24 protein-coding genes are annotated in these 26,316 nt (G+C 69.1%); 15 read left to right on the top strand and 9 right to left on the bottom strand.

Features of this window, described 5'->3' with window-relative positions:
- Positions 1-18: 18 nt before the first annotated feature.
- Positions 19-585 carry a cysteine dioxygenase gene (locus CFB41_RS23740; protein WP_089458099.1) on the bottom strand — a complete coding sequence of 189 codons (567 nt, stop codon included), beginning with the start codon at positions 583-585 and terminating at the stop codon, positions 19-21.
- 17 nt (positions 586-602) lie between these two features.
- Between CFB41_RS23740 and CFB41_RS23735 the strand changes: the two genes are divergently transcribed.
- Positions 603-1,577, top strand: coding sequence for a LysR family transcriptional regulator (locus CFB41_RS23735; protein ID WP_179250143.1), 975 nt, complete (start codon positions 603-605; stop codon positions 1,575-1,577).
- A gap of 73 nt (positions 1,578-1,650) precedes the next feature.
- Here CFB41_RS23735 and CFB41_RS23730 read toward each other — a convergent pair whose 3' ends face one another.
- Complete coding sequence (locus tag CFB41_RS23730) at positions 1,651-3,003, bottom strand: acyl-CoA dehydrogenase family protein (RefSeq protein ID WP_089458098.1); 1,353 nt, start codon at positions 3,001-3,003, stop codon at positions 1,651-1,653.
- Between the two features lie 305 nt (positions 3,004-3,308).
- Here CFB41_RS23730 and CFB41_RS23725 point away from each other — a divergent pair, with 305 nt between their 5' ends.
- The 8 genes from CFB41_RS23725 to CFB41_RS23690 all read left to right on the top strand — a co-directional run bounded on the left by CFB41_RS23725 (position 3,309) and on the right by CFB41_RS23690 (position 11,453).
- Entirely contained in the window at positions 3,309-4,394 is a 1,086-nt protein-coding gene (locus tag CFB41_RS23725) for an LLM class flavin-dependent oxidoreductase (RefSeq protein ID WP_089442602.1), read from the top strand.
- Between the two features lie 33 nt (positions 4,395-4,427).
- A complete protein-coding gene (locus CFB41_RS23720) occupies positions 4,428-5,267 on the top strand; it encodes a class II aldolase/adducin family protein (RefSeq protein ID WP_089458097.1) in 840 nt (279 codons plus the stop codon).
- Between the two features lie 32 nt (positions 5,268-5,299).
- The gene (locus CFB41_RS23715; RefSeq protein WP_089458096.1) at positions 5,300-6,340 is read left to right on the top strand and encodes an ABC transporter substrate-binding protein; all 1,041 of its coding nucleotides are present in this window, start codon (positions 5,300-5,302) and stop codon (positions 6,338-6,340) included.
- Positions 6,341-6,344: 4 nt separating this feature from the next.
- Positions 6,345-7,451, top strand: a complete 1,107-nt coding sequence (locus CFB41_RS23710) for an ABC transporter permease (protein WP_089458972.1) — start codon at positions 6,345-6,347, stop codon at positions 7,449-7,451.
- Positions 7,445-8,272 carry an ABC transporter ATP-binding protein gene (locus CFB41_RS23705; RefSeq protein WP_089458095.1) on the top strand — a complete coding sequence of 276 codons (828 nt, stop codon included), beginning with the start codon at positions 7,445-7,447 and terminating at the stop codon, positions 8,270-8,272. Before CFB41_RS23710 ends, CFB41_RS23705 begins: the two co-directional genes overlap by 7 nt.
- A gap of 50 nt (positions 8,273-8,322) precedes the next feature.
- Complete coding sequence (locus tag CFB41_RS23700; protein WP_089458094.1) at positions 8,323-9,507, top strand: c-type cytochrome; 1,185 nt, start codon at positions 8,323-8,325, stop codon at positions 9,505-9,507.
- Between the two features lie 37 nt (positions 9,508-9,544).
- The gene (locus tag CFB41_RS23695) at positions 9,545-10,498 is read left to right on the top strand and encodes an ABC transporter substrate-binding protein (RefSeq protein ID WP_089458093.1); all 954 of its coding nucleotides are present in this window, start codon (positions 9,545-9,547) and stop codon (positions 10,496-10,498) included.
- A gap of 88 nt (positions 10,499-10,586) precedes the next feature.
- Positions 10,587-11,453, top strand: a complete 867-nt coding sequence (locus CFB41_RS23690; RefSeq protein WP_089458092.1) for an MOSC domain-containing protein — start codon at positions 10,587-10,589, stop codon at positions 11,451-11,453.
- Between the two features lie 84 nt (positions 11,454-11,537).
- On the opposite strand, the gene CFB41_RS23685 is transcribed toward CFB41_RS23690, so the two are convergent.
- The 3 genes from CFB41_RS23685 to CFB41_RS23675 form a co-directional block, all read right to left on the bottom strand.
- Positions 11,538-12,956, bottom strand: coding sequence for a sensor histidine kinase (locus CFB41_RS23685; protein ID WP_089458091.1), 1,419 nt, complete (start codon positions 12,954-12,956; stop codon positions 11,538-11,540).
- A gap of 181 nt (positions 12,957-13,137) precedes the next feature.
- Complete coding sequence (locus CFB41_RS23680; RefSeq protein ID WP_089458090.1) at positions 13,138-13,818, bottom strand: response regulator; 681 nt, start codon at positions 13,816-13,818, stop codon at positions 13,138-13,140.
- A gap of 131 nt (positions 13,819-13,949) precedes the next feature.
- Positions 13,950-15,188 carry a multidrug effflux MFS transporter gene (locus tag CFB41_RS23675; RefSeq protein WP_089458089.1) on the bottom strand — a complete coding sequence of 413 codons (1,239 nt, stop codon included), beginning with the start codon at positions 15,186-15,188 and terminating at the stop codon, positions 13,950-13,952.
- Positions 15,189-15,290: 102 nt separating this feature from the next.
- Here CFB41_RS23675 and CFB41_RS23670 point away from each other — a divergent pair, with 102 nt between their 5' ends.
- From CFB41_RS23670 to CFB41_RS23650, 5 genes are all read left to right on the top strand, one after another.
- On the top strand, positions 15,291-16,781 hold the full coding sequence (locus CFB41_RS23670) for a PLP-dependent aminotransferase family protein (protein WP_089458088.1): 1,491 nt from the start codon (positions 15,291-15,293) through the stop codon (positions 16,779-16,781).
- Positions 16,782-16,999: 218 nt separating this feature from the next.
- Positions 17,000-18,100 (top strand): ABC transporter substrate-binding protein, encoded by a 1,101-nt coding sequence (locus CFB41_RS23665; RefSeq protein ID WP_089458087.1) that lies wholly within the window; start codon positions 17,000-17,002, stop codon positions 18,098-18,100.
- Positions 18,101-18,220: 120 nt separating this feature from the next.
- The gene (locus CFB41_RS23660; protein ID WP_089458086.1) at positions 18,221-19,993 is read left to right on the top strand and encodes an iron ABC transporter permease; all 1,773 of its coding nucleotides are present in this window, start codon (positions 18,221-18,223) and stop codon (positions 19,991-19,993) included.
- Positions 19,986-21,053, top strand: a complete 1,068-nt coding sequence (locus tag CFB41_RS23655; RefSeq protein WP_089458085.1) for an ABC transporter ATP-binding protein — start codon at positions 19,986-19,988, stop codon at positions 21,051-21,053. The genes CFB41_RS23660 and CFB41_RS23655 overlap by 8 nt, the downstream gene beginning before the upstream one ends.
- Positions 21,054-21,183: 130 nt before the next feature.
- On the top strand, positions 21,184-22,275 hold the full coding sequence (locus CFB41_RS23650) for a porin (RefSeq protein ID WP_089458084.1): 1,092 nt from the start codon (positions 21,184-21,186) through the stop codon (positions 22,273-22,275).
- A gap of 184 nt (positions 22,276-22,459) precedes the next feature.
- Here CFB41_RS23650 and CFB41_RS23645 read toward each other — a convergent pair whose 3' ends face one another.
- Positions 22,460-23,425 (bottom strand): zinc-binding alcohol dehydrogenase family protein, encoded by a 966-nt coding sequence (locus CFB41_RS23645; protein ID WP_089458083.1) that lies wholly within the window; start codon positions 23,423-23,425, stop codon positions 22,460-22,462.
- A 46-nt stretch (positions 23,426-23,471) separates the two neighbouring features.
- The gene (locus CFB41_RS23640) at positions 23,472-23,723 is read right to left on the bottom strand and encodes a hypothetical protein (RefSeq protein ID WP_089458082.1); all 252 of its coding nucleotides are present in this window, start codon (positions 23,721-23,723) and stop codon (positions 23,472-23,474) included.
- Positions 23,724-23,818: 95 nt separating this feature from the next.
- Here CFB41_RS23640 and CFB41_RS23635 point away from each other — a divergent pair, with 95 nt between their 5' ends.
- The gene (locus tag CFB41_RS23635; protein ID WP_089458081.1) at positions 23,819-24,610 is read left to right on the top strand and encodes a helix-turn-helix domain-containing protein; all 792 of its coding nucleotides are present in this window, start codon (positions 23,819-23,821) and stop codon (positions 24,608-24,610) included.
- 80 nt (positions 24,611-24,690) lie between these two features.
- Here the strand turns inward: CFB41_RS23635 and hpaI are convergent, their stop codons facing one another.
- Positions 24,691-25,497, bottom strand: a complete 807-nt coding sequence (gene hpaI / locus CFB41_RS23630; protein ID WP_089458080.1) for a 4-hydroxy-2-oxoheptanedioate aldolase — start codon at positions 25,495-25,497, stop codon at positions 24,691-24,693.
- 12 nt (positions 25,498-25,509) lie between these two features.
- A complete protein-coding gene (gene hpaH / locus CFB41_RS23625; protein WP_089458079.1) occupies positions 25,510-26,313 on the bottom strand; it encodes a 2-oxo-hept-4-ene-1,7-dioate hydratase in 804 nt (267 codons plus the stop codon).
- Positions 26,314-26,316 lie beyond the last annotated feature (3 nt).

Below are 26,316 nucleotides of genomic sequence, written 5' to 3'. Positions count from 1 at the left end.
CGGGCGTTGCATCAGGCATCAGGCGTTCGAATAACCCGACACGAACGGCTTCACGGTACCGTCGTCCAGGAACACCGCGCGCTCGACCTTGCCGATGTTCGCGCCGTACACGTGGATGCTGATCGATACCTGATCGTCGAACGCGTTGGTCACGCGATGGACGTCGCCGATGCGCGGCGACACGGCCTCGATTTCGCCCGGCTGCAGCCGCACGGCGTCGCCCGCCGGCACCGGCTTGCCCGCCGCGTCGAACCGGTACGGCTGCGAGAACTCGCCGCCGCGCAGCATCCCGATCAGCCCCCACACCGTGTGGTTGTGGATCGGCGTCGTCTGGCCGGGCCCCCACACGAAGCTGACGACCGAGAACCGCTCGTCCGGGTCGAGATGCAGCAGGTACTGTCGATAGCGCGCGGGGTCGGGCTGCGCGAATGCGTCGGGCAACCAGTCGTCGTGTTCGACGAGCGCGGCGAGCAGCGCACCGCCCTCGTCGAGGATGCGCGCCTCGTTCGCGCCGGACGCGAGCAGTGCGCCCAGACCGTCGACGAACGGCCGCAGCGGCGTCTGATGCAACGAAAGCGTACTCATCGGCTGACTCCTCGAATATGATGCCGAATATGATGGATCGTCATGATGCACCTGAAAGACCATGCAGAACAAACATGAAAATTAGCGATATCGACGCTTTTGCAGCGGTCGTCCGCTGCCAGACCCTGAGCCAGGCCGCGGCCGAGCTCGGGATGACGCAGCCCGCGATCACGCGGCGCGTCCAGAATCTCGAGGAAGCGCTCGGCGTGACCCTGCTCGATCGCAACACCAAGCCGCCGCGCCCGACCGACATCGGCCGGCGAGTATTCGAGCAGTGTCGCGCGATCCTGCGCGAAGTCGATGCGCTGCGCGAGCTGACGGCCGGCGAGCAGCCGCCTGCCGGCGAATTCCGGATCGGCCTCACGCAGGGCCTCGGCGAGCTGATGCTGCCCGCGCTGATCGCCGAACTCGCCGCGCAATGGCCCGCGCTCGCGACGCAGGTCACGACCGCCTGGGGCGGCATGCTCGTCGAGCGCGTCGCCCGGCGCGAACTCGATGCGGCGCTGGTGTTCCTCGCGCGCGAAATGGTGCTGCCGGCGCAGGTCGAAGGCGAACGGCTGCTGGCCACGCGGCTCGTCGCGGTCGGCCGCAAGGGTGACTGGCCGCGCCGCAGCTACCGGCTCGCCGATTGCCACGCGCGTGGCTGGGTGCTCAACCCGGACGGCTGCGGTTTTCGCGCGGGCTTGCGGCGCGCGCTCGACGCGCAGCGCCTGCCGATGCCGGTCACGCTCGACACCTACGGCCGCGACCTGCAGCTGCAGAGCGTCGCGAACGGCCTCGGCATCGGGCTGATGCCGCTGCCGCTCGTCGAAGGCAGCCCACTGCGCGATGCGCTCGACATCGTGCCGCTCGCCGATTTCAAGCCGCAGATCGATCTGTGGCTGCTGCGCCGGCACGATGCGGCCCGTTTCGACGCGCCGCTCGCCGCCGTTGCCGCGCATGCGCGCACCGCGTTCGCGTTGCCGGAGCAGGCCCACGGCAAGGCGGCCTGACCGGACCACCGGGCGGCGTCGGAATCGTCGGAACCGCGCCGCCCGATTGGCGACCGCGCCCGCCCGGCTCCCGTCACGCATCGTTGCGGCCGCGTTCGGTCTCGTTGACCGACGCCCCGCGCGTCTCCGTCTCGCCGTTCGCTGCGCGCTTCGTCTCGCTCCGGCTCGCCGCTTCCAGTACCGCACGCCCCGCCGCCACCGCGATTGCATCGTCCTGCGGCGTGTGCACGCGGCTGCACAGCACGTCGCGATAGTGGCGTTCGAGCGGATTGGCGCGGCTCAGCCCGTGATTGCCCGACAGCTTCAACGCCTGCTCGACCACGCGGATCGCATGCTCGGTCACGGTCCGCTTGACGAGGCCGCTCGTCGTGACCGTCGGTGCGTGGCCCGCGTCGGTGCGCGCGACGTGATCGTCGAGCAGCACACGGTTCGCATGCAGCCAGCCCTCGATTTCGCCGACCGCTTCCTGCACGCGCGGCAGCGTCGCCAGCGGCGCGCCCAGCCCGCTCGGCGCACGCGTCGTCGCGAACCCGACCAGCCAGTCGCGCGACGCACGCGCCACCGCGTCGTAGAGGCTGCCGAGCAGCGCGACCATCCATGCCTGCTGGTCGGCCTGCGCGTCGGCATCCGCATGGGTCGCCGCCGACACGGCCCATGCGTCCGGTGCGCGTACGTCGACCGCGTGATCGGCCGGCAGCCGCACGTCGTCGAACACGACCTCGTGGCTGCCTGACGCACGCAGGCCGAGGTGATTCCAGCTTTCGATCACGCGGATGCGATCGCCGTCCGCATCGCGGTCGCGCGGCACGAGAAACACGCCGACTCGCGGCACCGGCTCGTCGGTGCGCGCCCACACGGCCAGCCAGCGCAGCGCCGGAATTCCGGTGCTGTACAGCTTGTGGCCGGACAACCGCCAGCCGTCGCCGTCGCGCCGTGCAATGGTTTCCGGCAGGCCGCCGCGCGACGGCGAACCGAGCGCGGGCTCGACGCGCAGCGCGTTGATCAGCGCTCCTTCGGTGACCGCGCTGTCGAATACCGCCCGCCGAACCTGCGCCGGCCAGCGGTTGTCGGCGCGGCCGAGCGCGCGATGCTGCAGGTACGTCATCGTCAGCACCAGCGCGGTCGCCGGGTCGGCGCTCGCGACGGCGGCCACGATCCGGCTCGCCTGCACGAGCGTCGCTCCGGCGCCGCCATGCTCGCGCGGCACGACCTGGGCGATCAGCCCCGCGCGATGCAGCCGCGCGAAGTTCTCGTGCGGAAAGCGGCCGTCAGCGTCGTTGCGGGCCGCGTCGGCGGCCAGCTCCGGCGCGAGGCGGTCGAGCAGCGCGGCGACGCGTGCGTCGTCGGCGTCGGCATCGTCGGTGGACAGGAGGCGCAGCGAACGCGGCTGCGGCGCTGGCGAGGAAGCGGCAAGGCTGGCGGACATCGAGACGGATTCCCTGGGCAATACGCAAAGTAATACGGCATGCGGCAATCGCGGCAATCGATCGCCACGCGGCGCGGTTTCTCATGAAGTCGGCGATCCGTCACGCGCGGCGCCGGATTCGCTGGCGCCCGCGCGCCCGATCTTTCGTGAGCCCACAGCGTATGCGCAGCGCACCTTCGCCCAAACCATGCAAATCTGATATTCAATTCGGGATTGATTATTTCCGTTTCGCATGATCCCGGCGTTAACCTGCGCTCCATTCCTGCCCGGCCGCGCGCCGGGACGTCCCTGCACCGGAGACCCAGATGAGCGTCGAATTCATCGGCATGATCCAGAGCCAGAAGCAGTCGGAAATCCATCCGGCGTCCGGCCCCGTCGTCGATCCCGATTACGTGCGCGACTTCGCACGCGCCCATGAGACGGCCGGCTTCGACCGGATCCTCGTGCCGCACCACTCGACCGGCCCGTCGGCGACGCTGACGATCGCGTTCGCCGCGGCCGCGACCGAGCGCATTCACTTCATGCTCGCGCATCGCCCGGGTTTCACCGCGCCGACGCTCGCCGCGCGGCAGATTGCGACGCTCGACCAGTTCAGCCGCGGCCGGCTCGCCGTGCACTTCATCTCCGGCGGCTCGGACAGCGAACAGCAGCGCGACGGCGACTTCCTCGACCACGACGCGCGCTATGCGCGCACCGACGAATACCTCGGCATCCTCCGACGAATCTGGACCGAAGCGCAGCCGTTCGATCACGACGGTGCGCACTACCGGTTCAAACAGGGCTTTTCGGAAGTGAAACCGTTCCAGCAGCCGCATGTGCCGATCTATTTCGGCGGCGCATCGGAAGCGGCGCTCGAAGTGGCCGGCAAGCACGCGGACGTCTACGCGCTGTGGGGCGAATCGCTCGACCAGGTGCGCGACCTGACCACGCGCGTGCGCGCCGAAGCCGCGAAGCATGGCCGCCAGGTGCGCTTCTCCGTGTCGTTCCGCCCGATCCTCGCCGCGACCGAAGACGAAGCCTGGGCGCGCGCGCATCGCATCCTCGACGAAACGCGCCGGCTGCGCGAAGCGGCCGGCCTCGGCGCCGGCGGCCCGCAGCAGAGCGAAGGCGCGCGCCGCCTGCTCGCCGCGGCCGAACGCGGCTCGCGCGTCGACAAGCGGCTGTGGACCGAGATCGCGAAGCTCACCGGCGCACGCTCGAATTCGACGGCGCTCGTCGGCACGCCCGAACAGGTCGCCGACGCGCTGCTCGACTACTACGACCTCGGCGTCACGACGTTCCTGATCCGCGGCTTCGATCCGCTGGAAGACGCGATTGACTACGGCCGCGAACTGATTCCGCGCGTGCGCAGCGCCGTCGCCGCCCGCGACGCGGCACGCCGCGCGGCCTGAGCCCAACGGAGCCTACTGGAGCCATCCGCCATCATGTCCGCCGTCCTTGCCTCGCCTATCCGTACGACATCGGGTCTCGAACTCGCCGAAGCGCCACGCCAGCATTTCTGGTTCGATCCGCCGGCACCGCGCATCGACGTCGCCGCCGAGCGCCGTCACCGTCAGGAACGGCTCGCGGGCGCATTCCGCCTGTTCGCCCGCTTCGGCTTCTCACAGGGGCTCGCCGGCCACATCACCGCACGCGACCCCGAACTGCCCGACCACTTCTGGGTGAACCCGCTCGGCGTGCATTTCTCGCAGATCAAGGTGTCCGACCTGCTGCTCGTCAACGCGCGCGGCGAAACCGCGATCGGCACGCGGCCGCTGAACAAGGCCGCGTTCGCGATCCATGCGGCGATCCACGAAGCGCATCCGCACATCGTCGCCGCCGCGCACACGCACTCGACATACGGCAAGGCGTGGTCGACGCTCGGCCGCCTGCTCGATCCGCTCACGCAGGATGCCTGCGTGTTCTACGAAGACCACGCGCTGTTCGACGACTTCACGGGGATGGTCGTCGACACGAGCGAAGGCGCACGGATCGCAGAGGCCCTCGCGAAGCCGGACGGCACCACGCACAAGGGCGCGATCCTGAAGAACCACGGGATCCTGAGCGCCGGCCCGACGGTCGAGGCCGCCGCGTGGTGGTACATCGCGCTCGACAACGCCGCGCACACGCAGTTGCTGGCCGAGGCGGCCGGCACGCCGCAACCGATCGATCACGCGACCGCGCGCCACACGCACGGCCAGATCGGCGGCCCCGACGGCGCGCTGCACGCATTCGACAGCCTGTTCGCGCGCGTCGTCGCCGACGAACCCGACCTGCTCGACTGAGCGCCTTTCCGCACGACCGGAGACCAGACCACATGACCCGAACCACCGCACCCGCACCCGTGGCCGCCGACGCGCACGACGACAAGCGCCGCAAGCTGTTGCGCGCGGCCGGCGCCGTCGCGCTCGCTGCGCCCGCGATCACGCTGGGCCGCAAGGCCTGGTCCGCGCCGCCGCTGAAGAAGCTCACGTTCGCGTGGAACCAGAACGCGTTCTGCCTGACGCCGATCGTCGTCGCGCAGGAGCGCGGCTTCTTCGAGAAGAACGGCCTGAAGGTCGATCTGATCAACTACAGCGGCTCGACCGACCAGCTGCTCGAATCGATCGCGACCGGCAAGGCCGATGCGGCGGTCGGGATGATCCACCGCTGGCTGAAGCCGCTCGAAGCCGGTTTCGACGTGAAGATCATCGGCAGCTCGCATGGCGGCTGCGTGCGGCTCGTCGGCGCGAAGGCGGCCGGCGTGACGACGCTGCAGGCGCTGAAGGGCAAGACGGTCGGCGTCAGCGATCTGGCCGCGCCCGGCAAGCATTTCTTCTCGATCCTGCTCGCGAAGAACGGCATCGATCCCGAGCGCGACATCACGTGGCGGCAGTATCCGGCCGACCTGCTCGGCGTGGCGGTCGACAAGGGCGAGATCCACGCGATCGCCGACGGCGACCCGAACCTCTATCTGCTCGAAAAGCGCAGCAACGGTGCGTACACCGAACTGGCGACGAACCTGTCCGGCGAATACGCGCGCAAGGTGTGCTGCGTGATCGGCGCGCGCGGCGACCTCGTGCGCAACGACCGGCCGTCGGCCGCCGCGCTTGCGCGCTCGATCGTGCAGGCCACCGAGTTCACGCACGACAACCCGAACGAAGCCGCGAAGGTGTTCGCGAAGTATTCGCCGAAGATCAACCCCGATGACCTGCGCAAGCTCTACGCGACGCTCACCTACAACCACCACCCGACCAACGTCGACCTGCAGCAGGAAATCGCGTTCTACGCGGACGACTTCCGCCGCATCAGCGTGCTGAAGAAGAGCACCGACCCGCAGCGCTTCGCGCAGCAGGTCTATGCGAACGTGCTGGGGTGACGCGATGTCGACGATCGAACACGCGCCCGCCGCACGCACCGCGTCCGCCGCTTCCGGCGACAGTGCCGCCGCATCCGCGCCCGCACCCGCGTCCGGCGTCGCGTGCATCGCCTGCGAAGCCACGTTGGCCGCCGAAGCCCGCCGCGCGCGTACCTGGCCGACCGGCATCGCCGCCGCGCTCGCATGGGGCGTGCTCGGTGCCCTCACGCAACTGTGGCCCAACCGCGTCGTCGGTTTCAGCGACTGGGCGTACACCGGCGAATTCGCCGTCGGCGCGTGGACGATCGCCGCGTTGTTGCTCGTCGCCGCAACGCTCGGCCATCTCGTTCCCGCGTCGCGTGCGCGGCTCGCGCGCGTGCGCCCGGCCGGCCCGTGGCTCGTCGCGCTGCCGCTCGTGCTCGCCGCGTGGGAAATCGTCACCGCGAAAACCGGCTGGCTGCCCACGCCGTTCTTCGCGCCGCCGCAGGCGCTGATCGAGGTCTACGTCGACGACTGGCCGCGCCTGCTGGGCAGCGCCGGCAACACGCTGAAGCTGCTCGCGCTCGGCTTTGCGTACGGCGTCGCGGTGGGCTTTGCCGTAGGCGTGTCGATCGGCTGGTCGCGCCGGATCGGCTACTGGGTGCATCCGGTGCTGCGCGTGCTCGGCCCGGTACCGGCCACCGCGCTGCTGCCGCTCACGTTCTACTTCTTCCCGTCAAGCTATTCGGCGGCCGCGTTCCTGATCGCGCTCGCAACCGGCTTCCCGGTCGCCGTGCTCACGTGGTCGGGCGTCGCGAGCGTCAACAAGCAGTATTACGACGTCGCGCGCACGCTCGGCGCGAACGCGCGCTTCCTCGTGCTGCGCGTCGCGATTCCGGCCGCGCTGCCGCACGTGTTCGTCGGCATCTTCATGGGGCTGAGCGCGTCGTTCACGGTGCTGGTCGTCGCCGAGATGATGGGCGTCAAGTCGGGGCTCGGCTGGTACCTGAGCTGGGCGCAGGGCTGGGCATCGTACGTGAACATGTATGCGGCGCTGATCGTGATGGCGCTGCTGTTTTCCGGGCTGATCGCGCTGCTGTTCGCGGTGCGCGACCGCGTGCTCGCCTGGCAGAAAGGAACCGTCAAATGGTGAGCGCCGCCGTACTCGAATCGTCCGTTGCATCGTCCGCTGCCGCTGCGCCCAAAGTCACGGCGCCGCGCGGTGCGCGCATCGACATCCGCCGCGTGAGCCATGCGTTCGACGGCCCCGGCGGCGCGCTGCCGGTGCTCGACGACGTCACGCTGTCGGTCGCGGCCGGCGAATTCGTCGCGCTGCTCGGCCCGAGCGGCTGCGGGAAGTCGACGCTGCTGCGCCTCGTCGCGGGTCTCGACACCGCGCGGCAAGGCACGATCGCACAGGACGGCGTGCCGATCGAACGCCCCGATCCGTCGCGCATCGTCGTGTTCCAGGACCCGACGCTGTACCCGTGGCGGCGTGTGCGCGCGAACGTCGCGCTCGGCCTCGAGGCGCGAGGCGTGGCGCGTGCGTCGCAGCATCGTGTCGACGATGCGCTCGCGCGCGTCGGGCTGCAGGAATTCTCGAACGTATTTCCGCATCAGTTGTCCGGCGGGATGGCGCAGCGGGTCGCGCTGGCACGCGCGCTCGTCAACGATCCGCGCCTGCTGATTCTCGACGAGCCGCTCGGCAAGCTCGATTCGCTCACGCGGCTCACGATGCAGGCCGAGCTCACCGCGCTGTGGCAACGCGACGGCTTCTCCGCGCTGCTCGTCACGCACGATGTCGAGGAAGCGCTGTTCCTCGCGCAGCGCGTGATCGTGTTCGGGCCGCGCCCCGCACGGATCGTCGCCGAGTTGCACGTCGACCTGCCCTACCCGCGCCATCGCGGCGACGCGCGCCTCGCCGAACTGCGCCACGACGCGCTGCGGCACCTCGGGCTCGATGCGAGCTGGTAGATGCACGGCGCCGTTCGACGAAGGGTTGCCGCGCGGCGCGGCCGTCGCCGATGAACGCGCCGACGTTCGCCGACTGGGCGCTCATGTTTCTGCAAGGCCTGTATCGCGCGCAAATCGCGCTGGCGCGCGTGCTGCATGCGATCGGGCTGACGGGCGACGCCGACGGTCAAGCCGCGTGGCCGTGGGCCCATCGCATCGCGCTCGAAACGCTGCGCATCGACGCGGGACTCACGCGGCAACTCGCATTCGCCATGGCGGTGACGGCGCTGGCGGTCGTGCTCGCGGGCATCGCACTTGTGTCGCGCAAATGGCGTGTCGCGTCCGCGCTCGCCGCGCTGGCGGTTGCGTGGTTCGCGCCGTGGCCGCCGTCTTCGCTGTGGCTCTCGCCCGCCGTGCCGACGAGTTTCCAGCGCGATCCCGCGCCGTTTTCGGTATCGAACGTGATGCGCGGCGCGCACCTGTATGCACAACATTGCGCGGCATGCCACGGCACGGACGGACGCGGCGAAGGGCCGCTCGTGGCCACGCTCCCGCACTGGCCGCCGACCTTCGCCGGCACGCTGCTCGCCCGACGTCTCGACGGCGAACTGTTCTGGCGCGTGCGCCACGGCACGCGCGACGAGCACGGCGCGTCGACGATGCCCGGCTTCGCCGCGACGCTCGGCCCCCAGGACACCTGGGCCGTGCTCGACTACCTGAAAGCGCTCGCCGCGGGCAGCGGCGCGCAGGCGGAAGGCGCATGGCCCGTGCCGGTCCCGCTGCCGGCGCTCGACGTGCGCTGCGGCGCCGCCGCGCCCCAGCCGCTCGAGCGCTGGCGCGACGGCCAGCGTGTGCGCGTCGTCGCGCTCGCGCCGGGCGCGACACCGCCGCCGGAAGACGCACGCTGGCAAACCTTGCTCATCACGGCACGCGGCGCGCCCGTGGCGCAGGCAACCGGCGCCGCGCGAGCCGATTGCGTCGCCTCCACGCCCGATGCGTGGCGCGCTTTCGCAACGATCGCCGGCGTCCCGCCCGACGCGCTCGGCGGTACGCAGCTCCTCGCCGATCGCCGCGGTTGGCTGCGGGCACGCGCGTTGCCGGGCAGCGCCGGCTGGTCGGATGCCGACCTGCTGTGCCGTTCGGACGCCACCGCACGACCGGCCGGACCGACACCGATCGGCGATCCGCTGACCGCGCTGCTGCTGCGCGTCGACACCGAACCCGTACGCGACGTGCAGGCCGGGCTCCCGCATTGACTGAATCCCCGAACTTCTTTTCCAACCGAGCTTCACGATGAATCCGACCCGACGCCATTTCCTCGCGCAAGCGAGCGCTCTCGCCACGATCGCCGCGGCCCCGGCCGCCCTGCACGCGCAATCGGGCACGCGGCCGCTGCTGCGCGCCGGCGACCAGAAAGGCGGGCTGCGCGCGCTGCTCGAAGCGGCCGGCGAGCTGAACGGCCTTGCGTACGACATCGCGTGGACCGAGTTCCCGGCCGCCGCGCCGCTCGCCGAAGCGCTGAATGCAGCCGCCGTCGACTGCGGCCCGATCGGCGATGCACCGGTGATCTTCGCGCTCGCGTCGGGCGCACGCATCAAGGTGATCGGCGTGAACCGTTCCGACCCGTACGGCACGGCCGTGCTCGTGCGGCCCGATGCGACGCTGAAAGGCGCGGCCGACCTGAAGGGCAAGCGCATCGGTACCACGCGCGGCTCGATCGGCCATTTCGTCACGCTGAAGGCGCTCGATACGGCCGGCCTGCCGCCCGACGCCGTGTCGTTCCGCTTCCTGCCGCCGGCCGACACGATGCTTGCGCTCGCAACCGGTTCGATCGACGCGTGGGCGACCTGGGAACCCTATACCGCGCTCGCCGAAACGAGCGGCCGCGCACGCGTGCTCGTCAATGGCCGCGGGCTGTGGTCGGGCCTCAGCTACCTCGCGGCGACCGACGCGGCGATCGCGTCGAAGCGCGACGTGCTGCACGATTTCCTGCGGCGCGTCGTCCGCGCGCAGACCTGGTCGTACCGCCACGTCGATGCATATTCCGCCGCACTCGCGCGCATCATCGGCATTCCGCCGGCGGCCGCGAAGCTGCAGTTCGAGCGTCGCAACACGCGCTGGCTGCCGATCGACGCGACGGTCATCGCGGAACAACAACGCACGGCCGACTTCTATCTGAAAGCGGGACTGCTGCGCCAGCCGCTCGACGTGCGCACGACGTTCGACTCCGGCTTCCCGCTCGCATGACCGGCCGCGCGACGGCGCGCAGCCGTCCAAACGGCTTCGGCACGATCTGGCACAATCGCAGTCTCGCCATTCGCCTCCAGCCAGCGTCATGCCAGCCATCGCCGAACTCTTCGTCTACCCGATCAAATCCTGTGCCGGCATCGCGTTGTCGCGCGCGCAACTGCTCGAAACGGGCCTCGCGTACGACCGCCACTGGCTGATCACCGACCCGGCCGGGCAGATGATCACGCAGCGCACGCACCCGCGCCTCGCGCTGATCCGCACGGCGCTCGACAGCGATGCGCTCGTGCTGAACGCGCCGGGCATGCGCGAGATCCGCACGCCGCTCGACGGCGACGTATCGCCCGCCACGCCGAAAATGGCCGCGACCGTGTGGCGCGACACCGTCGACGCGATCGACACGGGTGCCGAAACGGCCGCCTGGCTCACCGAATTCCTCGGCACGCCCACGAAGCTCGCGCGCTTCGCGCCCGACGCGCGCCGCGGCTGCAACCGCAAATGGACCGGCGAGATCGATACGCACACGCAGTTCGCGGACGGCTACCCGCTGCTCGTGATCGGCCAGTCATCGCTCGACGACCTGAACGCGCGGCTCGCCGCGAAGGGCGCGCCGGCGATCCCGATGAACCGCTTCCGCCCGAATATCGTGGTGTCGGATCTCGACGCGTTCGAAGAGGATTTCGTCGAACACCTCGACACGGAAGGCGCGACGCCCGTGCGGCTGCGCCTCGTGAAGCCGTGCACGCGCTGCCCGATGCCGACGATCGACCAGGCCACCGGCGCGCCCGATCCGGCGTGGCCGCACGAGCCGACCGACACGATGCAGACCTATCGCGCGAACCCGAACTTCAACGGCGAGCTGACGTTCGGCATCAATGCGATCGTCGTCGAGGGCGCGGGCGCGTGGCTCGAAATCGGCCAGTCGCTGGAAGCGGAGATCGGGTTCGGCGATTGAGCCGGGCGCGCGGAGCCGCTCGCCCCCTTTCACTGCCGGGAAGCCGCGGCTCACAGCCACCGCTTCCCGCCTCCCTGCTCGCCATCACGCAGCGCGCGGCGCGGCGTCGTTCGCCGCCGGCAACCAGATCGTCACGACCAGCCCGCCCCCAGCCGCATCCGCCAGCGTCACGCTGCCCTGATGCACGCGTGCGATCTCGCGCACGATCGACAGCCCGAGCCCCGTCCCTTCGACCGTCTGCGTCTTGCTGCCGCGATGGAAGCGCTCGAACACCGCGTCGCGCTCGTCCGCCGGAATGCCCGGCCCGTTGTCGATGACGTCGAGTCGCGCGTGCTCGCCATCGCGCGACACACGCACCGTGATCACTGCGCGATCACCCGCATAACGGATCGCGTTGTCGATCAGGTTGCCGATCATTTCGCCAAGCAGGTCGGACTGCCCGTGCACGTCGAGATCGGCCTCGTGCTCGAAGCCGAGATCGATGTCGCGCGCGCGGGCGACCGGCGACCAGTCGAGCGTCACGCTGCGCGCGAGCCGGTGCAACGCGATGGGCTTGTGCGCGACCGCATGGCCGCTGTCCGAATCGAGCCGCGACAGCGACAGCAGTTGCTGCACGATCTTCGCGGCCTGCCGCACGGCACCGTTCGCACGCCGCAGGTGCCCGTTCGCGCGCGGCTGCTCGTCGGGCCGCAACGCGAGCTCGACCCCGGCCTGCACGGCCGCGAGCGGCGTCTTCAGTTGATGGGCCGCATCGGCGAAGAAACGGCGCCGCGCGACCTGCATCCGTTGCGTGCGGCCGATGTACTGGTTGATCGACTCGACGAGCGGCGCGAGTTCGCTCGGCACCGCGCCGGTATCGAGCGGCGTCGTATCGTCCTCGCTGCGCGCGGCGACCGTCGCCGACAGCCGGTTCAGCGGCCGCAGCCCGCGCCCGACGCCGAGCCACACGATGCCGAGCGCCAGCACGACGAGCAATCCTTCCTGCAGCAGCGAGCCCACCAGGATCTCGCGCGCGAGCGCCTGGCGCGCCTCGATCGTCTCGCCGACCATCACCCACACGATGCGCGACTGCGCGGTCGGCACGTCGTGCACCGGGATGCGCAGCGCGGCCATTCGCAACTGCTCGCCGCGATAGACGACGTCGTAGTAACGCGTGACGAACAGCGCGCCGTCGCCTGCGTCGCGCCCGTGCGGCAGCGGCAGGTCCGGGTAGCCGGTGATCGTGTGGCCGTTGTCCTCGCGGATCAGGTAGTAGACCTTGCCGCCGTCGCTCGACTCGAGCATTTCGAGCGCGAGATACGGCAGGTCGACCTCGATCTCGCCGTCGTTGAGCCGCACGCCTTCGCGGATCGACTTCAGCGACGACGACAGCGTGCGGTCGAACGCGACGTGCGCGGCGCTCATCGCGCGCTGGTACGTGAGCCACGAGTCGAGCGCGAGCAGCCCGAGCAGCGGCAGCAGCAGCCACAGCGCAACCTGGGTGCGCAGGTTCGTGCGGGTCACGCGGCCCCCTGACAGGCAGGGCCGTGGGGCATGGCGGAGCAAGCACCCCGCACCGCTCGGCGCCCGCTCGGTCTGCCGTGAATGGCGTGCGTGTCGTTGGCGGGCCGTGAACGTGTCGATCCGGCGTTGCGCGTCAACGTGCTCATCCGTTCCGCGCAAAGATCGTGAGCGCCGCGGCGGCTCATTCAGCCGTCTCCGCCTTCGCTTCCAGCAGGTAACCGAGCCCCCGCAGCGTGACGATCGCGATGCTCGTGTTCTCGAGCTTCTTGCGCAGCCGGTACACGTAGATCTCGATCGCGTCGGCGTTCACCGATTCGTCGAGCCCGAAGATCTTCTCCGACAGCGTTTCCTTGTTGATCGCGCGGCCGTTGCGCAGGATCAGCACCTCGAGCACCGAGCGCTCGCGCGGCGTGAGCGACAGCGGCTCGCCCGCAAGCTGGAAGCTGCGGTCGATACTGTCGTACGAAAGCGGCCCGCATTCGACCCGCGAATGCTCGTGGCCGAGGCTGCGGCGGATCAGCGCGCGGGCGCGTGCCTCCAGTTCGGTCAGTTCGAACGGCTTCGCCAGATAGTCGTCGGCGCCGAGATCGAGCCCTTTCACGCGATCCTCGACCGAGCCGTGCGCGGTCAGGATCAGCACCGGCACCGGATTGCGGCGCGCGCGCAGCCGCCGCAGCACTTCCAGCCCGTCGAGCTTCGGCAGCCCGAGATCGAGAATCACCAGCGCGTAATCCTGCGTGCGCAGCACGTGGTCGGCCGCCTCGCCGTCCGCCATGTGGTCGACCGCGAAGCGCGCCGCGCTCAGCGCGTCGTTCAGCGACTGGGCGAGGTTCGGATTGTCTTCGACGAGCAGCACACGCATGGGGGATTCCGTAAGGTCAGCGACAGGCCGCTACATTACATGATCCTTTCCATCGCGACGCCTCGCGGAAACACGGGTTGCGCCGCCCGTGCGGGCGCGCGTCGGCCGGCGCGCCCGCAGTCGCTCAGCGCTCAGCGCTCGGCGGCGGGCCGGCTCCGCGTCGCGAAGCGCGAACCGTCGTCTGCCCGGCGCCGCTCGCGCAGGCCGACCGCCACCGTCAGGAATGCGGCGCTCGCGCCGGCCGTGACGACGATCATCGGGCGCGCGGTGCCGTCCGACAGCCACGCCAGCACGCCGCCGCACGCGGCCGTGATCGCCATCTGGATAAAGAAGAACAGCCCGGACGCCGTCCCGGCGATCGTCGTATACGGCTGCATCACCGCGAACTGGCAGGCCGGAATCGCGATCCCGACGGCGATCATCACGAAGAACATCGGGACGACCAGCGCCGCGACCGCCGTCGGCGCGATCGCGCCGCCGATCCACAGCACGGCGGCGCTGGCCAGATTGACGCCCGCCGCTGCCGCAATGACCGAATCGGCCTTCCAGCGCGTGCCGGTCCGCGCGAACAGGTTCGAACCGATCAGGTAGCCGAGGACGGTCAGGCCGAAGATCGCCGCATACACCGGGCCCGTTACGCCGCGCTGCCGCTGGAACAGCGTCGACGATTCCGCGATGAACGGGTAGTACGTGCAGTACGCGAAACTGATGGCGAGCGAGTAGCGCAGGAAACTGCGCTCGCGCAGCAGGCCCGCGTACGTCCGCAGAAGCCCCGCGCCCGATGCCGGCCGCGCGTTGCGTTCGCGCGTCTCCGGCAGGTAGCGCAGCACCATCGCCGTTGCGACCAGTCCGCCCGCCGCCAGCAAACCGAACACGCCGCGCCAGCCGAGCCATTCGGCCACCGCGCTGCCGGCCAGCGGCGCAATCACCGGCGACAGCGCCATGCCCGCCGAGATGCGGCCCAGCATCGTGGCCTGCATCGCGGTCGGGAAGCGTTCGCGCACGATCACCCGGCCGATCACCGTTCCGCTGCAGCCGCCCAACGCCTGGAAGATGCGGGCGGCGACGATCGCCGTGATGCTGGCCGACCACGCGCAGGCGACGCTTGCGACCACGTAGAGGCACAAGCCGCCGAGCAGGACAGGACGGCGGCCATAACGGTCGGACAACGGCCCCGACACCAGCATCGACAGCGCGTAGCCGACCATGTACAGGGTGAGCGTGAGCTGCAACTGGGCGTCGGTGCCGTGCAGCGCGTCCGCCATTGCCGGCAGCGACGGCAAGTACGCGTCGATCGTGACTCGCGGCAGGCACACGACGAGCATCAACAGGAACAGCCACCCCCACTGGGGTAATGAACGCGTTTTCATGCGGTGAGCTCGTCTCCGGTTGGATTGATGGGGTCGACAGCAATCTAAGGTCAAAGTGATATAAGCTGAAGGGCCATTAAATCCGTAACTGAATAGACCACTATGCCGCGTGGCAAAGCCGCGATTCCGCTTGATCTGCCTTGCCCGGCCGGGCTGTCCACGGGCAGTCCGCAGTCGAAGCAGGAGTGCATCGCCGACGCGCTGCGCGACGCGATCCTGAAGCGCCTGCTGCCCGGCGACAGCCCGCTGCCGTCCAGCCGTACGCTCGCCGCGCGCTGGGGCGTCGCCCGGGGGACCGTCGAAGCGGCGTACGACCGGCTGTGCTCCGAGGGCTACATCGCCCGCACGCAAGGGTCGGGGTCGCGGGTATGCGCGGTGGTGCCGGACAGCTATCTGCGCGCGGCCGCGCAATCGCGCGACACCACCGGCCTTCCCCTTTCCGACGCACGCCCCGCTTCAGTACGCCCGACCGACGACGCCGCGCCGGAACAAGGCGTGCGCCCGGGCGTGCCGTTCGTCGCGCGGCTTGCCGATCCCGGCCTGCTGCCGATGCAGCAATGGAAGAAGGCGCTTGGGGCCAGCCTGCTTGCCGCGACCGCGCACGACCTCGGTGCCACGCCGGCGCAAGGCGTCGAAAGCCTGCGCGACGAAATCGCCGCGTACCTGCGCGAATACCGCGGCATCCCGTGCGACGCCGGCGACATCTTCATCACGACCGGCATCCGCCATTCGATCGATCTCGTCGCGCGCACGCTGCTCGCGCCCGGTTCGACGGTGCTGATGGAAGATCCCGGCTATGCGTCGGCATGGCAGATCTTCACGATCGCGGGCGCGACCGTGGTCGACGTTCCGGTCGATCGGGAAGGCATCGACACGGCGTCACTCGAGCGGCATCCCGATGCGCGCGCAGCCTACGTGACGCCTGCCCATCAGGCGCCGCTCGGCGTCACGATGTCGGTGTCGCGCCGGCTCGAACTGCTCGACTGGGCGCAACGCACCCGCGCGTGGATCATCGAGGACGACTACGACGGCGAATTCAGCTACCAGACCGCCCCACTGCCCGCGCTGAAATCGCTCGACGCGTGCGATCGCGTGATCTACTGCGGCTCGTTCAACAAGACGCTGTTCTCGGGGTTGCGGATCGGCTTCATGGTCGTGCCCGCGGAACTGCGGCCGGCGCTGTCGGCCGTGTGGCATGCGACCGCGCGCTCGGTCGGCGTGGCGCCGCAGCTGGCGCTGGCCCGCTTCATCGCGCACGGCGATTTTGCGAAGCACCTGCGCGCCGCGCGTCACGCGTACCGCCAGCGGCGCGACCTCGTGCTCGACCAGCTGGCGAAACACGCGGGCGGGCGTTACACGGTGTCCGGCGAGCACGCGGGCTTTCATTTCGTACTGTGGCTGCCGCCCGGGATGGACGACGCGACGTATGTCGCGCAAGCCCAGGCGGACGGCATCGAATTGCAGCCGATCCGCGAATTCTGTCGAACCGCCCGGTGCGAAGCGGGCGTCGTCGTCGGGTATTCCGCGCTGACGGCCGCGCACGCGCGGCATGGCGGCCGGCTGCTCGGCAAGCTGCTCGCGCAACCGGCCTAGCCGCGCCTGTCATCGTTGCCGCGCCCCGCGGCACCCCGCCGCTCGCCCTCGCCCGACCGTGCCGCGCGCTGCAAAACGCGCGGCCGCCGCCGCTTCGACCTCGGGAAATCCATGACACGATGGACACGATTGCTTACCAAAATGAAAGCGAGCTGAAAGTGCGCCGCAATTAACATCCGCTCCACTCGAACAACACCTAGACGTAACTGGAGGAAGACATGCCGTTTGCACCGAAGCACCTCGCCGCCGCGCTGGCGGTCGTTCTGGGCACTGCCGCCGGCAGCGCCGCCGCGCAGGTTCCGGCCGGGTATCCGGGGAGCTACCAGGGCGTCATCGACGCCGCGAAGAAGGAAGGCAAGCTGATCGTCTACTCGACGACCGACACGGGCCTCGTACGTCCGCTGATCAAGGACTTCGAAAGCCTGTACGGCGTGAAGGTCGAGTACAACGACATGAACAGCACCGAGCTGTACAACCGCTACATCAGCGAGAACGCGGCGAGCAGCACCAGCGCCGACGTGCTGTGGAGCTCGGCGATGGATCTGCAGGTCAAGCTCGTCAACGACGGCCTGATGGCGTCCTACGATTCGCCCGAAAGCGCGAACCTGCCGCAATGGGCGCAGTACCAGAAGCAGGCGTACGGCACGACGTTCGAGCCGCTCGCGATCGTCTACAACAAGCGCCTGATCCCCGAGAACGAAGTGCCGAAGACGCGCGCCGAGCTGATCAAGCTGCTCGCGTCGCAACCGGACAAGTTCAAGGGCAAGCTCACGACGTACGACGTCGAGAAATCCGGCGTCGGCTTCAATGCGCTGACGCAGGACGCGCACCTGAACGAGAAGGTCACGTGGGAACTCGTGAAGGCGATCGGCGCGACCGGCCCGAAGCTGCAGTCGAGCACGGGCGCGATGATGGAGCGCATCTCGTCGGGCGAGAACCTGATCGGCTACAACATCTTCGGATCGTACGCGTACGCGAAGGCAAAGAAGGACAAGTCGATCGGCTACGTGTTTCCGAAGGATTACACGCAGGTCGTGAGCCGCCTCGCCACCATCTCGAAGAAGGCGAAGAATCCGAACGCCGCGAAGCTGTGGGTCGACTACCTGCTGTCGAAACGCGGCCAGGCGCTGATCGCGAACCAGGCCAACCTGTACGCGATCCGCACGGACGTGACCGGCGAAACGTCGGCCGCGGGCCTCACGAAGGAACTCGGCGATTCGTTGAAGCCGATCCAGATCGGCACCGGCCTGCTCGTCTATCTGGACCAGTCGAAGCGGCTCGCGTTCCTGAAGCAATGGCAGCAGGCGATCAAGGGCTGATCCGCTGATCCGCTGATCGGCTTCGGCCCGCCAATGGCCGCCCGCCACGTCGCGCGGGCGGCCCCTTCCCCATACCGACTTCCTAGAGGCGGCCATCCGGATGGCCGCAGGGGCGAACTCATGCTTTCAACCAGCACACGCGGATCGGTGCCAGCCGTTCCGCCCGCCACCGGCCCGCGCGATGCGATCCCCGCGCTACCGGTCAGCAGCCTGCAGCCGCTCGCCGGCATGCTGCGCTGGATCGTCGTCGCGGTACTGACCATCGCGGTCGCGCTGCCGCTCGGCTTCATCCTGTTCCAGAGCCTGCTGTCCGCGCCGTTCTTCGATGCGAACAAGACGCTCGGCATCGAGGGCTTCCGTTTCGTCTTCAGCGATCCCGATTTCTGGTCGGCCGTGAAGAACTCGTTCATCATCGCCGGCGGGATGCTGTTCATCTCGATCCCGCTTGGCGGCATCCTCGCGTTCCTGATGGTGCGCACCGACCTGCCCGGCCGCCGCTGGCTCGAACCGCTGCTGCTCACGCCGGTGTTCGTGTCGCCGATGGTGCTCGCGTTCGGCTACGTGGTCGCCGCCGGCCCGGTCGGCTTCTACTCGGTGTGGTTCAAGGAACTGTTCGGGGTGCAGAGCGTGCCCTGGAACGTGTACTCGGTCTTCGCGATCACGGTGATCGTCGGCCTGACGCACGTGCCGCACGTGTACCTGTACTCGTCGGCCGCACTGCGCAACCTCGGCTCGGACGTCGAGGAAGCCGCGCGCGTGACCGGCGCCCGCCCGTTCCGCGTCGCGCTCGACGTCAGCCTGCCGATGACGATGCCCGCGCTGCTGTTCGCCGGCGTGCTGGTGTTCTTCCTCGGCTTCGAGGTGTTCGGGCTGCCGCTCGTGCTCGGCGACCCGGAAGGCCACCTCGTGCTCGCGACCTACCTGTACAAGCTGACCAACAAGCTCGGCGTGCCGTCGTATCACCTGATGGCCGCGGTCGCCGTGTGCATCGTCGCGATCACGTTCCCGCTCGTGCTGCTGCAGCGCCGCCTGCTGAAGACCGCGAACCGCTTCGTCACCGTGAAGGGCAAGGCCGGCCGCGCGACCGTGCTGCCGCTCGGCGTCTGGCGCTGGGTCGCGCTCGCGATCGTCGCGCTGTGGCTGATGCTGACCGTGATCGTGCCGATCTCGGGCATCGTGCTGCGCGCGTTCGTGACCAACTGGGGCGAAGGCGTCGCGCTCGCCGAAGTGCTGACGCTGTCGAACTTCATCGAACTGTTCGAGCAGGACAACCTGGTGCGCGCGATCATCAATACGCTCGGCATCGGCGTGATCGGCGGCGCGCTCGCGATCGGCTTCTATTCGCTCGTCGCGTTCGCCGGCCACCGCCGCCCCGACTGGGCCACCAAGCTGCTCGACTACCTGGTGCTGCTGCCGCGCGCGGTGCCCGGCCTGCTCGCCGGTCTCGCGTTCCTGTGGATCTTCCTGTTCGTCCCGGGCCTGCGCGAGCTGAAGAACTCGATGTGGAGCATCTGGATCGCGTACACGGTCGTGTGGCTCGCGTACGGGATGCGGCTCATCCAGAGCGCGCTGCTGCAGGTCGGCCCCGAGCTCGAGGAAGCCGGCCGCAGCGTCGGCGCGACGCGCAGCCGCGTGTCGCTCGACGTGACGCTGCCGCTCGTGCGCTTCGGCCTGCTCGCCGCGTGGCTCCTGATCTTCATGATCTTCGAGCGCGAATACTCGACGGCCGTCTACCTGCTGTCGCCCGGCACCGAAGTGATCGGCGCGCTGCTCGTGTCGCTGTGGGCGACCGGCGCCGTCGACCAGGTCGCCGCGCTTTCTGTCATCAACATCGCGATGGTCGGCGCCGGTCTCGGCGTGGCCCTGCGTTTCGGAGTGAAACTTCATGGATAAGCTCATCGTCGACGACCTGCACCTCAGCTACGGCACCAATCCGATCCTCAAGGGCGTGTCGTTCGAACTGAAGGCCGGCGAAGTCGTGTGTCTGCTCGGCGCGTCGGGCAGCGGCAAGACTACGCTGCTGCGCGCGGTGGCCGGCCTCGAACAGCCGTCCGACGGCCGCATCCAGCTCGACGACCGCGTGTTCTTCGACGGCGCGCAGCGCGTCGATCTGCCCGTCGAGCAACGCTCGCTCGGCCTCGTTTTCCAGTCGTACGCGCTGTGGCCGCACCGCACCGTCGCCGACAACGTCGGCTACGGGCTGAAGCTGCGCCGCGTCGCACCGGCCGAACAGAAGCGCCGCGTGCAGTCCGCACTCGACCAGCTCGGCCTCGGCCATCTCGCGGAACGCTTTCCGCATCAGCTGTCGGGTGGCCAGCAGCAGCGCGTTGCGATTGCGCGCGCGCTCGTCTACAACCCGCCGGTGATCCTGCTCGACGAACCGCTGTCGAACCTCGACGCCAAGCTGCGCGAAGAAGCGCGCGCGTGGCTGCGCGAACTGATCGTGTCGCTCGGGCTGTCGGCCCTGTGCGTCACGCACGACCAGACCGAAGCGATGGCGATGTCCGACCGCATCCTGCTGCTGCGCAACGGCCGCATCGAGCAGGAAGGCACGCCGGCCGAACTGTACGGCGCGCCGCGCTCGCTGTATACGGCCGAGTTCATGGGCAGCAACAACCGGATCGATGCGCGCGTCGCGGCCATTGACGGCGAACGCGTGACGCTCGCCGGCGACGGCTGGGAACTGCAGGCGCTCGCCCGCGACACGTTCGCGCCGGGCCAGGACGCGCAGGCCGTGATCCGCCTCGAACGCGTGCAGGTCGCCGACGGCCCGGGCGCGAACCGGCTGCAGGCCGACCTCGTCACGTCGATGTATCTCGGCGACCGCTGGGAATACCTGTTCCATTGCGGCGAGATGCGCCTGCGCGCATTCGGTCACGTGCCGCGTGCAGCGGGCAAGCACTGGATCGAATTCCCGGCCAACGACTGCTGGGCGTTCGCGAAGGCGGGCTGACCCCGTCGCGGCGGCCCGCGCGCAGCCGCGCATGCAGTCGCGCGCACCTCCCTTCGAGACGCGCATCGGCGCGACGAGTACCCGTTTTCTGTTTCAACCACCCACAAAAAATCAAGGAGACACCGTCAAAATGAAGTCACGCGCAGAACGTTCCATTCGAACAGTAGTCCTCACCGGTTCGGCAGCGGCAGCCTGTCTCGCCGTGCCGGCCGCGCACGCGCAGTCGTCGGTCACGATCTACGGGATCATGGACGCCGGCATCGAATTCGCCAACCACGCAGCGCCGGAAGGCGGCAATTCCGTCAAGCTCAAGTCAGGCAACAAGAACACGTCGCGCTGGGGCCTGCGCGGCGTCGAGGATCTCGGCGGCGGGCTGAAGGCCGTGTTCCGGCTGGAAAGCGGGATCGACCTCGCGAACGGCGCGCTCGACGACGGCCCCGACTCGATCTTCGCGCGCCGCGCGACGGTCGGCCTGAAGGGCAAATGGGGCGAACTGACGCTCGGCCGCAACTACACCGTCACCTACGACTACATGCTGCCGTTCGACCCGATGGGTTACGCGCAGAACTACTCGTGGGCCTCGTCGTCGATGGCGACCGGCGGCCGCAAGGACGGCATGTTCACGCGCTCGTCGAATGCGGTGCGCTACGACGGTGAATTCAGCGGCTTCAAGTTCGGCGCGTTGTACGGCTTCGGCAACGTGCCGGGCAGCATGAAGACCAGCTCGAAATACGACTTCGCGGTCGGCTACGAACAAGGCCCGTTCGGCGCGGTGGTCGCGTTCGACCGGCAGAACGGCGCGGCCGATAGCGTCACGCCGGCCGATACGGTCAACTACGTCCAGGGGATTCATGCGGGCCTGAGCTACGACTTCGGCAACCTGAAGACGATGGCCGGCTACCGCAACTACAAGCGCACGTATCGCACGAGCGCCGCGAACCAGTTGAGCGACATGTACTGGGTCGGCGGGTCGTACCAGTTCACGCCGACGTTCTCGTTGATCGGCGCCGTGTATCACCAGAACATCAAGGGCGGCACGGATGCCGATCCGACGCTCGTGTCGATGCGTGCGAATTACGCGCTGTCGAAGCGCACGGTGCTGTACGCGGCCGGTGCGTTCGCGATCGGGAAGCATGGGCAGAAGGTCGGTGTATCGCGCGATGTCAACGGGTACGGCACCACGCAGGTCGGGGTGACGGCGGGGATTCAGCAGCGGTTCTGAGGTTGACGGCGGGTGGCGGCGCGTGTGTTGCGCGCCGCCACCCGCCCGTTCGCCCGTTCGCGACGGGCCACCCTACCGTTGGTCGTTGCACGAACCGATTCGCAGGACCCGTCGGTATCCTGACGAGATCGCGTGCGAAACGGCCCCAGCCGTGCGTGCGGACAGGCGGTGCGCCGCCTGTTCGTCATCCGCCTTCGCGCATCGTGAACACCGGGCGCACGAGACTGTTCACATCGCCCCAGTGTTCGCCGACAGCCGACAGCGGCACCGTGCGCGTGTCGATTGCCAGCCCCGCCGGCCTGGCCGCGTCGAATACGCCGCGCACCGAGGCCAGCAGGCGCGGCAGCGGCACACTGCCGAGGCCGCTGCCCATCAGCTCGATGGCCGTCGCCCGCAGCACCGCGCCCGGCAACAGCACATCCGCGCCGCCGATCGAGCCGATCTGCACGAAGCGCAGCCGGCGGCCATCGGGGGTCGCCTTCGCCGCGGCAACCAGCAGCGTCTGCGCGCTGCTCCCCCACAAATAGTCGAGCACGACGTCCACGCCGGCACGGAAATGCGGCTCGAGCGCACGCGCCAGATGCGCGTCGTCCTGCTGCAGCGATACGACGGCATCCGCACCCGCGTGCAGCAATGCCTGCAGCGCCGCCGCGTTGCGGCCCGTCGCGATCACCTTCGCAGCGCCGAGATGCTTCGCGATCCGCACCGCCAGCCGCCCCGACGTACCCGTCGCGCCGTTGACGAGCACCGTCTCGCCCGCGACGAGCCGCGCACGCTCGGACAGCGCGGCCCACGACGACATCCCGGGAATCGCGATCGCCGCGGCCGTGACGTCGTCGAGCGCATCGGGCAGCGGCACGCACCGCGTATCGGGCACGATCGTCCGCTCGGCCATCGCGCCGAACGGTGCGGGCGCACCGAAGAAATAGACGCGTTGCCCGTCGTCGAGACAACCCACGCCGTCGACGCCGACGACGAACGGATAACGCCCGTCCGACGAGTAGTGCGTACCTGACGCACGCCCCTGCGCGATCCGGCTCAGCGCGGACGCCGTCACGTCGATCAGGCGATGGCCCGGCATCGCGCGCGGCGCGTCGAATTCCATATGGACGGGACGCTCGCCGGCGCCCGTCACGACTGCTGCTTTCATGATTGCTCCTCGAATCGGGGATTTCGATCAACGATTGCTGCACCCGTCATTGCGCATCGAGCCACGCCCGCAGCGCGGGATCGCGTACGTCCAGCACGTCGAACAGGCCAAGCGCGCGCAACGCGGGTAATGCATCGATCGTGTCGGCTTCCGCGCGCGCCCGGTCGGCCGGCGCGGCGTTCGGGTCGGTCAGCACCCGCGCGTTGACCAGGAACGCGCCGACGGTGCCCTTGCGGATCGTCGTTCCGTCGGCCTCGATCCGGTCGGCATGGTCGGGAAGCATCTGTTCGGCTCGCATCGTGTCGTACTCCGGTTGTCATCGATGGACCCAGTGTAGGCGTGCGAATCCGGCCGATCTCCGGTATAACGGCCATTCGATCCCGATATCCGGCCATGTCCGATCCACTCCTGCCCGCCCGATTCGTCACGTCCGACGACGGCCCGTTCGTCGTCGCGGCCGTCCTGTCGCAACGCGACCCGCGCGTGACGCCATCCCACTCGCACGCGCGCGGCCAGCTCGTCGGCGCGCTGAGCGGGCTGCTGACGATCGGTCTCGACGATCAGGACTGGGTCGTGCCGGCGATCCATGCAATCTGGATTCCGCCGCATTGCCGGCATTCGCTGCGCTCGTTCGGACCGATTTCCGGCTGGTCGGCGTTCGTTGCCGAAGCACGATGCGCGGCGCTGCCGGATACGCCACGCGCGATCCGCACGACGCCGCTGCTGCGCGAAGCCGTGCAGCGCGCGGCGAGTTGGGAGGGTTCGGCGCTGGATGCCGCTCGGACGCGGATCGCCGACGTGATCCTTGATGAAATCGCGTCGTCGGAAGTCGAGGCACTGGGGCTGGTGCGGCCGCAAGATCCGCGGCTGATGAAGATCACCGATGCGCTTGCCGCCGATCTAGCGGACAACCGGCGGTTGGAGGAATGGGCCGAATGGGCCGGCATCAGCGCGCGGACAATGAGCCGCCGCTTCGTCGCGGAAACGGGGCTGACGTTCGCGCAGTGGCGTCAGCAGGCCAGGCTGCTGAGGGCGCTTGAGCGCATTGCCGACGGCGTGCCGGTGACGACGATCGCGCTCGATCTCGGGTACGACAACGTCAGCGCGTTCATCGACATGTTCCGGCGCGCGTTGGGGACGACGCCGGGGAGGTATATGGAAACAGGGCGCCGTGGAGAGGAATGAGCGTGGCGATCCGGAGATACGAATCCGCGTGCGGAAGGTTGGCGCCCAGTAGACGGAAAACGCCAGCTTCTGCCATCGGGTCAATACGTACCGTCCCCCGTCGTCTCGGCCTGCTCCCCCTTCCCCTTGAACAGCGCAGCCAACCGCTCCGCGCCCCTCGCCAGCAGCGTCGTATCCACCCCGACCGCAACAAACAACGTCCCCGCCTCCAGATAGCGCCGCGCGGCCGCCTCATCGGCGCTCAAAATCCCCGGCGCCTTGCCGGCCGCCTTGATCGTCCGGATCGCGCCATCGATCGCCGCCTGCACGTCCGGATGCCCCGGATTGCCGAGATGCCCGAGATCGGCCGCGAGATCCGCCGGTCCGATGAACACGCCGTCCACACCTTCGACCCGCGCAATCGCATCGATCGCGTCGAGCCCCGCCCGCGTCTCGACCTGTACGAGCACGGCCATCTCGTCGTTCGCGCGATGCAGGTAGTCACCGACGCGATTCCACCGCGACGCACGCGCCAGCGCACTGCCCACGCCACGAATCCCGTGCGGCGGATAACGCGTCGCCGCCACCGCCGCGCGCGCCTCGTCGGCACTCTGCACCATCGGCACGAGCAACGTCTGCGCCCCGAGGTCGAGCACCTGCTTGACGATCACCGGATCGTTCCACGGCACGCGCACGACCGGATGCGACGGATACGGCGCGATCGCCTGCAGTTGCGCGAGGATCGTCGGCACCGTGTTCGGCGCATGCTCGCCGTCGATCAGCAGCCAGTCGAAACCGGCGCCCGCAACCACTTCGGCGCTGTACGGATTCGCGAGTCCGAGCCACAGCCCGATCTGCGCGTCGCCACGCGCGAGCGCCGCCTTGAAGACATTCGAAGGAATCTGCATCGCTCGTTCACCTCACTCGAAGTAGCACTGGATCGTCCCGAGCGAGCCGTAGTCGACGCTGAACGTGTCGCCCGGCCGTGCCGCGCACGGCCGCGTGAACGAGCCGCCGAGCACGATCTGCCCCGGCTCCAGCGCGACGTCGAAGCGAGCCAGCCGGTTCGCGAGCCACGCAACCCCATTCGCCGGATGGTTCAGCACGCCGGCCGCGACGCCCGTTTCCTCGACCACGCCGTTGCGCGACATGATCGCCGCGACCCAGCGCAGGTCGACGTCCTGCGGTTTCACCGGCCGCCCGCCGATCACGACGCCCGCGTTCGCCGCGTTGTCGGCGATCGTGTCGAACACCTTGCGTGGCCGCTTCGTATCGGGGTCGATCGACTGGCTGCGGGCGTCGATGATCTCGAGCGCCGGCACCACGTAGTCGACCGCGTCGTACACGTCGAAGATCGTGCAGTCCGGGCCGGTGAGCCGTTTGCCGAGCACGAACGCGAGCTCGACCTCGACGCGCGGCACGATGAAGCGGCCGGTGGGAATCGTGCCGCCGTCGGCGAAGAACATGTCGTCGAGCAACGCGCCGTAGTCGGGCTCGTCGATCTGTGACGTGTTCTGCATCGCCTTCGACGTCAGGCCAATCTTGTGGCCCTTCAGCGTGCGGCCTTCCGCGAGCTTGAGGGCGACCCACGTGCGCTGGATCGCGTACGCGTCGTCGATCGTGATGTCGGGATGGTCGAGCGAGATCTGGCGGATCTGCTTGCGCTCGCGCTCGGCGTCGTGCAGACGCTGCGCGAGCTGGTCGATGATGGCGGGTTCGAGCATGGT

Origin of the sequence: Burkholderia sp. AU33803 (genome assembly GCF_002223095.1) — a bacterium.
In the GTDB taxonomy this organism is placed as follows: domain Bacteria; phylum Pseudomonadota; class Gammaproteobacteria; order Burkholderiales; family Burkholderiaceae; genus Burkholderia.
The sequence above is the reverse complement of the archived record's forward strand: the minus strand, read 5'-3'. Positions and strand labels throughout refer to the sequence as shown.

Coding starts and splice junctions, on each gene's coding strand:
- CFB41_RS23645 (WP_089458083.1), bottom strand. CDS start 23,425: ATGAAAGCAGCAGTCGTGACGGGCGCCGGCGAGCGTCCCGTCCATATG.
- CFB41_RS23675 (WP_089458089.1), bottom strand. CDS start 15,188: ATGAAAACGCGTTCATTACCCCAGTGGGGGTGGCTGTTCCTGTTGATG.
- CFB41_RS23680 (WP_089458090.1), bottom strand. CDS start 13,818: ATGCGTGTGCTGCTCGTCGAAGACAATCCGAACCTCGCCCAGTCGCTG.
- CFB41_RS23650 (WP_089458084.1), top strand. CDS start 21,184: ATGAAGTCACGCGCAGAACGTTCCATTCGAACAGTAGTCCTCACCGGT.
- CFB41_RS23635 (WP_089458081.1), top strand. CDS start 23,819: ATGTCCGATCCACTCCTGCCCGCCCGATTCGTCACGTCCGACGACGGC.
- CFB41_RS23670 (WP_089458088.1), top strand. CDS start 15,291: ATGCCGCGTGGCAAAGCCGCGATTCCGCTTGATCTGCCTTGCCCGGCC.
- CFB41_RS23660 (WP_089458086.1), top strand. CDS start 18,221: ATGCTTTCAACCAGCACACGCGGATCGGTGCCAGCCGTTCCGCCCGCC.
- CFB41_RS23640 (WP_089458082.1), bottom strand. CDS start 23,723: ATGCGAGCCGAACAGATGCTTCCCGACCATGCCGACCGGATCGAGGCC.
- CFB41_RS23735 (WP_179250143.1), top strand. CDS start 603: ATGATGCCGAATATGATGGATCGTCATGATGCACCTGAAAGACCATGC.
- CFB41_RS23690 (WP_089458092.1), top strand. CDS start 10,587: ATGCCAGCCATCGCCGAACTCTTCGTCTACCCGATCAAATCCTGTGCC.
- CFB41_RS23700 (WP_089458094.1), top strand. CDS start 8,323: ATGAACGCGCCGACGTTCGCCGACTGGGCGCTCATGTTTCTGCAAGGC.
- CFB41_RS23655 (WP_089458085.1), top strand. CDS start 19,986: ATGGATAAGCTCATCGTCGACGACCTGCACCTCAGCTACGGCACCAAT.
- CFB41_RS23730 (WP_089458098.1), bottom strand. CDS start 3,003: ATGTCCGCCAGCCTTGCCGCTTCCTCGCCAGCGCCGCAGCCGCGTTCG.
- CFB41_RS23665 (WP_089458087.1), top strand. CDS start 17,000: ATGCCGTTTGCACCGAAGCACCTCGCCGCCGCGCTGGCGGTCGTTCTG.
- CFB41_RS23740 (WP_089458099.1), bottom strand. CDS start 585: ATGAGTACGCTTTCGTTGCATCAGACGCCGCTGCGGCCGTTCGTCGAC.
- hpaI (WP_089458080.1), bottom strand. CDS start 25,497: ATGCAGATTCCTTCGAATGTCTTCAAGGCGGCGCTCGCGCGTGGCGAC.
- CFB41_RS23725 (WP_089442602.1), top strand. CDS start 3,309: ATGAGCGTCGAATTCATCGGCATGATCCAGAGCCAGAAGCAGTCGGAA.
- hpaH (WP_089458079.1), bottom strand. CDS start 26,313: ATGCTCGAACCCGCCATCATCGACCAGCTCGCGCAGCGTCTGCACGAC.
- CFB41_RS23705 (WP_089458095.1), top strand. CDS start 7,445: ATGGTGAGCGCCGCCGTACTCGAATCGTCCGTTGCATCGTCCGCTGCC.
- CFB41_RS23695 (WP_089458093.1), top strand. CDS start 9,545: ATGAATCCGACCCGACGCCATTTCCTCGCGCAAGCGAGCGCTCTCGCC.
- CFB41_RS23715 (WP_089458096.1), top strand. CDS start 5,300: ATGACCCGAACCACCGCACCCGCACCCGTGGCCGCCGACGCGCACGAC.
- CFB41_RS23710 (WP_089458972.1), top strand. CDS start 6,345: ATGTCGACGATCGAACACGCGCCCGCCGCACGCACCGCGTCCGCCGCT.
- CFB41_RS23720 (WP_089458097.1), top strand. CDS start 4,428: ATGTCCGCCGTCCTTGCCTCGCCTATCCGTACGACATCGGGTCTCGAA.